Origin of the sequence: Anabaena sp. UHCC 0253 (assembly GCF_009712085.1) — a bacterium.
Taxonomy (GTDB): domain Bacteria; phylum Cyanobacteriota; class Cyanobacteriia; order Cyanobacteriales; family Nostocaceae; genus Dolichospermum.
In genome coordinates this window covers 664,186-670,944 of sequence record NZ_VILD01000001.1, presented here as the reverse complement: position 1 = coordinate 670,944, position 6,759 = coordinate 664,186, and the positions used below count along the sequence as shown (strand labels likewise).

Annotated in this window: 8 protein-coding genes and 1 tRNA gene; 5 read left to right on the top strand and 4 right to left on the bottom strand. The window is 36.8% G+C overall.

What is annotated here, in order from left to right; all coding sequences use genetic code 11:
• The 3 genes from pabB to purU all read left to right on the top strand — a co-directional run.
• Nucleotides 1-1,434, top strand: a 1,434-nt coding sequence (gene pabB / locus FJR38_RS02985; protein WP_168535302.1) for an aminodeoxychorismate synthase component I, incomplete at its 5' end; no start/stop codon positions are given.
• Nucleotides 1,435-1,463: 29 nt separating this feature from the next.
• Complete coding sequence (locus FJR38_RS02980; protein WP_168535300.1) at nucleotides 1,464-2,072, top strand: DUF4340 domain-containing protein; 609 nt, start codon at nucleotides 1,464-1,466, stop codon at nucleotides 2,070-2,072.
• Nucleotides 2,073-2,123: 51 nt separating this feature from the next.
• Complete coding sequence (purU, locus tag FJR38_RS02975) at nucleotides 2,124-2,978, top strand: formyltetrahydrofolate deformylase (protein ID WP_168535298.1); 855 nt, start codon at nucleotides 2,124-2,126, stop codon at nucleotides 2,976-2,978.
• Between the two features lie 6 nt (nucleotides 2,979-2,984).
• Here the strand turns inward: purU and FJR38_RS02970 are convergent, their stop codons facing one another.
• The 3 genes from FJR38_RS02970 to moaC form a co-directional block, all read right to left on the bottom strand.
• Nucleotides 2,985-3,131, bottom strand: a complete 147-nt coding sequence (locus FJR38_RS02970) for a hypothetical protein (RefSeq protein WP_254449327.1) — start codon at nucleotides 3,129-3,131, stop codon at nucleotides 2,985-2,987.
• Between the two features lie 3 nt (nucleotides 3,132-3,134).
• Nucleotides 3,135-3,710, bottom strand: a complete 576-nt coding sequence (locus FJR38_RS02965) for a Uma2 family endonuclease (RefSeq protein WP_168535296.1) — start codon at nucleotides 3,708-3,710, stop codon at nucleotides 3,135-3,137.
• Nucleotides 3,711-3,893: 183 nt separating this feature from the next.
• Nucleotides 3,894-4,388, bottom strand: a complete 495-nt coding sequence (gene moaC, locus FJR38_RS02960; RefSeq protein ID WP_168535294.1) for a cyclic pyranopterin monophosphate synthase MoaC — start codon at nucleotides 4,386-4,388, stop codon at nucleotides 3,894-3,896.
• Nucleotides 4,389-4,425: 37 nt separating this feature from the next.
• On the opposite strand from moaC, the gene FJR38_RS02955 reads away from it, so the two are divergent.
• Nucleotides 4,426-4,499: transfer RNA gene (locus tag FJR38_RS02955), tRNA-Arg, on the top strand.
• 96 nt (nucleotides 4,500-4,595) lie between these two features.
• On the opposite strand, the gene FJR38_RS02950 is transcribed toward FJR38_RS02955, so the two are convergent.
• Complete coding sequence (locus FJR38_RS02950) at nucleotides 4,596-5,348, bottom strand: PAP/fibrillin family protein (protein ID WP_168535292.1); 753 nt, start codon at nucleotides 5,346-5,348, stop codon at nucleotides 4,596-4,598.
• Nucleotides 5,349-5,482: 134 nt separating this feature from the next.
• On the opposite strand from FJR38_RS02950, the gene FJR38_RS02945 reads away from it, so the two are divergent.
• A partial coding sequence (locus FJR38_RS02945) for a Rieske 2Fe-2S domain-containing protein (RefSeq protein WP_168535290.1) occupies nucleotides 5,483-6,759 on the top strand: 1,277 nt, incomplete at its 3' end.

Genomic DNA, 6,759 nt, shown 5'->3' with positions numbered 1-6,759 from the left:
AATTGGAAACCTTCAGTAAGTGAAATAGAATATCATCAAGCCATTAGCGAGATTAAAAAATATATTGCTTTGGGGGAAACTTATCAAGTTAATTACACATTCCGCCTAAATACGGCTTTTAGTGGCGATTCTTGGCAATTATTTCTCAAATTAGTACAAGCCCAAAAAGCCGATTATGGGGCTTATGTTGATATTGATAATTTTGCTATTTGTTCTGCTTCTCCTGAACTCTTTTTTCGTCTTGACGGTAATCAGTTAACCTCTCTTCCCATGAAGGGAACAGCAGCTAGAGGTTTAACATTAGTAACAGATCATGATATTGCGAATAAGCTCCATTTTTCAGAAAAAAACCGTGCTGAAAATGTGATGATTGTGGATATGATTCGCAATGATATGGGAAAAGTGGCTAATATTAGTACAGTCAAAGTTCCCAGTTTATTTAATGTTGAAAAATACCCCACAGTTTGGCAAATGACATCTACTGTCACAGCCACAACTACAGCTTCTATAAGTGAGATTATGGGGGCGCTTTTTCCCTGTGCTTCTATTACCGGCGCACCTAAAACTAAGACTATGGAAATTATTCATGATTTAGAAAATACACCGCGACGGATTTATACTGGGTGCATTGGCTTTATTAGTCCCCAACGTCAAGCACAATTTAATGTTGCTATTCGGACTGTGTTAATTGATAAAGAAAATAGTCAAGCTGAATATGGAGTAGGGGGAGGAATTGTTTGGGATTCTGTAAGTAATGATGAATATCAAGAATGTCAGATTAAAGCCCAAGTTCTTACCCTAAATCAACCAGATTGTTCACTTTTAGAAACAATATTATGGCAGCCTGATGATGGTTATTTTATTTTAGATTATCATTTACAACGTCTGCAAAATTCAGCAATTTACTTTGATTTTAATTTGGAACTAAATAAACTAAAAATTCAACTTGATAAATTAACAGAATCATTTTTAAATCAACCTTATAAAATACGATTATTGTTAGATTCTGATGGTGAAATTACATATCAGACTACGCCCTTATCTCCTGTGAATAATCAAACCTTTGTCAAATTAGGTATATGTTGCACACCAGTTGACTCTAATAATGTATTTCTGTATCATAAAACAACTAATCGCCAAGTTTATGAAATAGCAAAAGCTGCTTTTCCTGATTGTGATGATGTTTTATTATGGAATGAAAGAGGTGAAATTACAGAAACTTGTATTGGTAATATTGTGGTGGATTTAAATGGAGAATTATTGACACCTCCTGTCATTTGTGGATTGTTAGCTGGGACTTTTCGCGCTGATTTACTTGCACAAGGTAAAATAAAAGAAGAAATTATTACCATAGAAATGTTAAAATATAGCGATCGCATCTATATAATTAATTCAGTGCAAAAATGGCGGGAAGCGGTTTTAATTTCTCAATAATTAGATGATTTTCTTAATTCACTATCAATATGAAATTGCCAAAAACGACTTTAATTTTAATACTTTTAGCCCTTGGTTTAGGAAGTTTTGTCTACTTTTATGAAATAAAAGGCAAAATTCAGCAAACAGAAATCAACGCCCAAAAGCAGAAGATCTTTGATTTTACCGCTGAAGATGTCCAATCTTTAACTATTAACATTAAAGATACAATATTGCAACTAGAAAAGAGGAATACCTCTGAAAAACCCCAATGGGAAATCAAATCTCCCATATCAACACTAGCGAATGATGCAATTGTTTCTTATTTAATGGATTTATTAGTTAAGGGAAAAAGCGAAAGAACAGTATCAGTTTTACCTACTGAATTATCAGAATTTGGTTTAGATAAACCTGTGGCGACTATAGATGTTAAACTGAAAAATCAACAAAGTCATCAATTGATTTTAGGTAAAGGTGATTTTAATAATCAATTTTTATATGCTCAAGCTGATCCTAATCAAAATATGAACTTATTATTAGTTTCTAAGGATTTTGTTAATGCAGTTAATCGAGACATATCAGAATGGCAACAAATAGAAGAAAAAACTGATATACAATCATTACCTAGTCTTCCTTCTCCAACTCCCACAAATAATTAATGCAGAAATGAGAATAAAAGCTAAATCTAATATCTAACCTTGAAAAATTTTATGACAAAACAAACAGCAACCTTATTAATTTCTTGTCCAGATCAAAGAGGATTAGTAGCAAAAATTGCCAATTTCATCTATGCTAATGGTGGTAATATTAATCATGCAGATCAGCATACAGATTTTGAGGCTGGACTATTTCTAACTCGCATAGAATGGCAATTGAAAGGATTTAATTTACCCAAAGATTTAATTGCACCTGCTTTTAATGCGATCGCCCAACCTTTAAATGCAAAATGGGAATTACACTTTTCTGATACTCTTCCCCGGATCGCTATTTGGGTAAGTCGTCAAGATCATTGTTTCTATGATTTAATCTGGAGATATCGCGCTAAAGAATTTAATGCAGAAATTCCCTTAATTATTAGTAATCATCCCGATTTACAACCAGTAGTTGAACAATTTGGCATTGACTACCATTATATACCTATTACTAAAGATAATAAACAAGAACAGGAAGCTAAACAATTAGAGTTACTACATCAATACAAAATTGATTTAGTAGTTTTAGCAAAATATATGCAAATAGTTAGCGCCGATTTTATTGAAAAATTTCCACAAATTATTAATATTCATCACTCATTTTTACCAGCATTTATTGGTGCTAATCCCTATCATCGGGCTTTTGAAAGAGGAGTAAAAATTATTGGTGCAACAGCCCACTATGCTACGGCTGACTTAGACGCAGGACCAATTATTGAACAAGATGTAGTGCGGGTAAGTCATCGAGATGAGGTAAATGATTTAATTAGAAAAGGTAAAGATTTAGAAAGAATTGTGTTAGCAAGGGCTGTAAGATTGCATTTAAGAAATCGCGTTTTAGTTTATGGAAATAGAACCGTAGTTTTTGAGTAAATTTATTTAATCTGAATTGATCATCTTAGCGATCGTTTCCATCATCAAAAAAAGCCGATGAGAATAATCAGGAAAGCCAATAAATGGATAATGCTCATAAAAAGAACGGGCTTTATCATCTTTAGCATCAACACCGTTTTTGATAGCAAACAAGACCTAACGAATTAAACCAGCACGTTGAAAAATAGTATGGGTAGTAATTTCTAATTCTGGTAATATTTCATGAGTGATAACTTGATGTTCTCGAAATGTGACAGGAAGAGAAGATGCTGTAAAGACAGTGATAGTTTGAGAGATTGTATCTACTATCCAAACCAGAGAAATACCAGCTTGAAGATAATAAGTAGCTTTTTCGATCATGTCTCCAAAAGTTTGGCCAGGAGAAATAATTTCAATAACTAATTCTGGTATCACAGGACAAGCTTCGTCTTTAAGCCAGTCAGCAGGAAGACGGTGATAGGAAACATAAGTCAAATCAGGTACGGGTAGCCAATTTTCTTGATTCCTTGTTAATTTAATCCCCCATTCCACGACAACACGACCTTTTTCTTGCGCCCATGTGGATAATAGTATAAATAATGCTCCTGTGGTTGACCCATGAAAAAATTTAGGAGACATTTGTTCGTTTTTATATTTAGGTACAGATTCACCGTTAACAAACTCATAAACAAGATCACTTTCGGGAAGTGCCAGAAATTCTTCGAGAGTGAGTTTGGTTTTTAGTTGAGTCATGATTAGTTTTTCTGGGTTAAAATTCCCCAATTTCTATCATACAGGACTTACGAACAAGTCACGAAAGAACGAACCACGAAGGAACGAACCACGAAGGAACGAAGGAAACGTTCGCGAAGCGTCCCGTTAGGGATAGAAAAGAGGGTTTCAGAGATATTTTGCGTAAGTCCTATCATAGTAGAATTAACCCCAATTCCCAGACTTTCCACCTGTTTTACTAACTAAATGAATCGCTTCTATTTGAATCGTTTTTTCTAAGGCTTTAGCCATATCGTATAAAGTTAAAGCAGCAATAGATACCGCTGTTAAAGCTTCCATTTCTACACCTGTTTCCGCTTTAGTTTTCACAGTAGCATCAATTTGATAACCGGGTAGTTGGGCATCGGGGATAATCTCAACGGTGATTTTCTGCAAGGGTAAGGGGTGACAGAGAGGAATTAAATTAGCTGTTTGTTTAGCAGCCATGATTCCTGCTAACCTCGCAGTTGCCAAAACGTCACCTTTAGGAGTGTTACCGGCTTGAATAGCGGCAAATGTCTCAGGTAACATCCGCACCTTGCCAGTGGCTACAGCTTGGCGAATAGTGGCTACTTTGCCTGATACATCAACCATTTGAGCTTCTCCCTGGGCATCCAGATGAGTTAGTTGAGAAGAATTTGAAAAATTATCTTGCGTCATTGGGAAAGTGTGTGCTATTATAAAACTCGTGGGTCAAGGGTGTGTAGCTCAGTGGACTAGAGCACGTGGCTACGGACCACGGTGTCGGGGGTTCGAATCCCTCCTCGCCCGTTTTATTATTTTAAATGCACAAGTTCCTTTTTTGGAGTTTGTGCATTTTTAAATGTCTAGATTATTCCCTGTTCCCTGTTCCCTTTTTTGTAAATTCTAGATTCGTTCACAAACTAGAACAGTTCCCTTTTCTCCACGAGTAATCCGCAGTTCCTCATCTAAATAAAGGATTTCTAAACGTCCTTTGGGAGAACGATTCATCATAAAGGCAACTTCTCCAGTTTCAGAATTCATGGTTTTTGGAGGAACTAAACCAAACATCAACCGCAAAAAAACAGACATTAAACTGTCTTTCCAACTTCTTGTTTGAGATTTACCTTGCTCACCAAAAACCGCTTTCCAATCATCTATATTAGTTGAAGATTGAGGTTTTAAAATTCCTCCTGTAAATTCAACTTGCAGCACTTTATCACTTAGAGGCTGACAAATGCCTTGATTGCGAACAATTCCAGATAGTTGAGGAACAGATTCATCAATAGTCGTAAATTCCACAATAATATCATGCGATCGCTGCTCTCCATTTCCTAATAAAAAGACAGGTTGGTAAACTCTATCAATCACCACTTTTAATTTTGTTGGTTGAAACATATTGAAAGCGAGACGACCCAAAGTATAGGCAAATCTGCCATCTGCAAGTTGTTCACTTTGAGGAAAATTCGGCGCACTAATCAACAACCATTGATTATCCATTAAACTACCACTTTGGGCTGGTGCTGTAGTTGGATTCAGAGATTGGAGATTTTCAATTGCAGCAATTACATTTTTATCCTTAGTATTACCATCACAAGCAGTTAATGCCTGACGCAAAGTTGTTTTAGCTGCTGCACATTTTCCCGTATCTACTACCATAGTGTTAAAATGTTTTAGCTTGAACTGCTGAAATCTTAGACAATTGGCAGATTTTTGAAATCTATCTGTCAGGGGGATTAAAAAATTGTTAATTTAGTCTTGGATAACAAATCAAAATCATTGTTGATTCTACCATGTCCAATAGCATGATCCAGTCAGAGACATCTTCTCAAATAATCACATCTGAAACTATAACAACAGAAGCACTCCCCGCAGGTGGACTCGACCCAGAACGTTTTGATTGGCAAGAAGTTTGGTATCCTGTCCATTATATTGAAGATCTAGATAAATCTCAGCCGACTCGTTTCACCTTGCTAGAACGGGATCTTGTCTTATGGTGGGATAATCATGAACAGATGTGGCGAGCATTTTTAGACCAATGTCCTCATCGGTTAGCGCCACTATCGGAAGGAAGAATTAATCAGGATGGATTGTTAGAATGTCCTTATCATGGCTGGGCTTTTTCAGGAACTGGAAAATGTTCAATTATTCCCCAACAAGTTGAGGGAGGAAAAGCGGAAGTTTCTCAACGTGCCTGTGCGACTTCATTCCCGACCACAGTTCGGCAAGGAATGTTGTTTGTTTATCCTGGTACTGCGGAAAATGCAGCTAAAACTAAAGTTCCCATTGTTGACATTTTAGACGAAGACCCAGACAGTTGGACCTGTCTGAATACTTTTCGAGATATCCCTTATGATGCTTTGACGTTGATGGAAAACGTCCTTGATTCCAGTCATATTCCTTACACCCATCACCGTACTGTCGGCAATCGAGCGAATGTATCTCCGGTGGAATTGGCAGTTGTAGAATCTGGAAAATGGGGATTTAAAGGAGTTTGGGAAGAAGGACCCCGCAAAGGTACTTTAGGAAAACAATATACTACTTTTATTGCTCCTGGTTTGATGTGGCATGATCTCACCTCTAAACAGTTTGGTAGGACTTTAACGGTGGTTTATGCCACTCCTATTCGCAAGGGAGAATGTCGGCTATTTGCAATTTTTCCGTTCAAGTTCTCTGCCAAAATACCAGGACTGTTTTTGAAGTTGACTCCGCGCTGGTATTCACATATTGGGCAAAATAGTGTTTTAGAAGATGACCAAATTTTCTTGCATCATCAAGAACGGTATCTAGAAGAACGTGGTGGTAGTGGTAATTTTACTAAGGCGTTTTATTTGCCAACTAAGGCAGATTTGTTTGTCTTTCAGTTGCGTTCATGGGTGAATCAATATAGTGTTGATCCGTTTCCTGGTAAAACTTTATCACCCTCATTACCGAAGGAAGATTTATTAGATAGATACCATTCTCACACAGAAAAATGTGCTAGTTGCCGGACTGCGCTGGCTAATCTGCAACGGTTACGGGTGGGAGTTGCTGTGTTGCTGTGTTGGTTTGGGCGTTGCTTCCCTTGCTG

Excerpts from the sequence above, each read along its gene's own strand:
- purU (WP_168535298.1), top strand. The coding sequence starts at position 2,124 with ATGACAAAACAAACAGCAACCTTATTAATTTCTTGTCCAGATCAAAGA.
- FJR38_RS02980 (WP_168535300.1), top strand. The coding sequence starts at position 1,464 with ATGAAATTGCCAAAAACGACTTTAATTTTAATACTTTTAGCCCTTGGT.
- FJR38_RS02965 (WP_168535296.1), bottom strand. The coding sequence starts at position 3,710 with ATGACTCAACTAAAAACCAAACTCACTCTCGAAGAATTTCTGGCACTT.
- FJR38_RS02950 (WP_168535292.1), bottom strand. The coding sequence starts at position 5,348 with ATGGTAGTAGATACGGGAAAATGTGCAGCAGCTAAAACAACTTTGCGT.
- moaC (WP_168535294.1), bottom strand. The coding sequence starts at position 4,388 with ATGACGCAAGATAATTTTTCAAATTCTTCTCAACTAACTCATCTGGAT.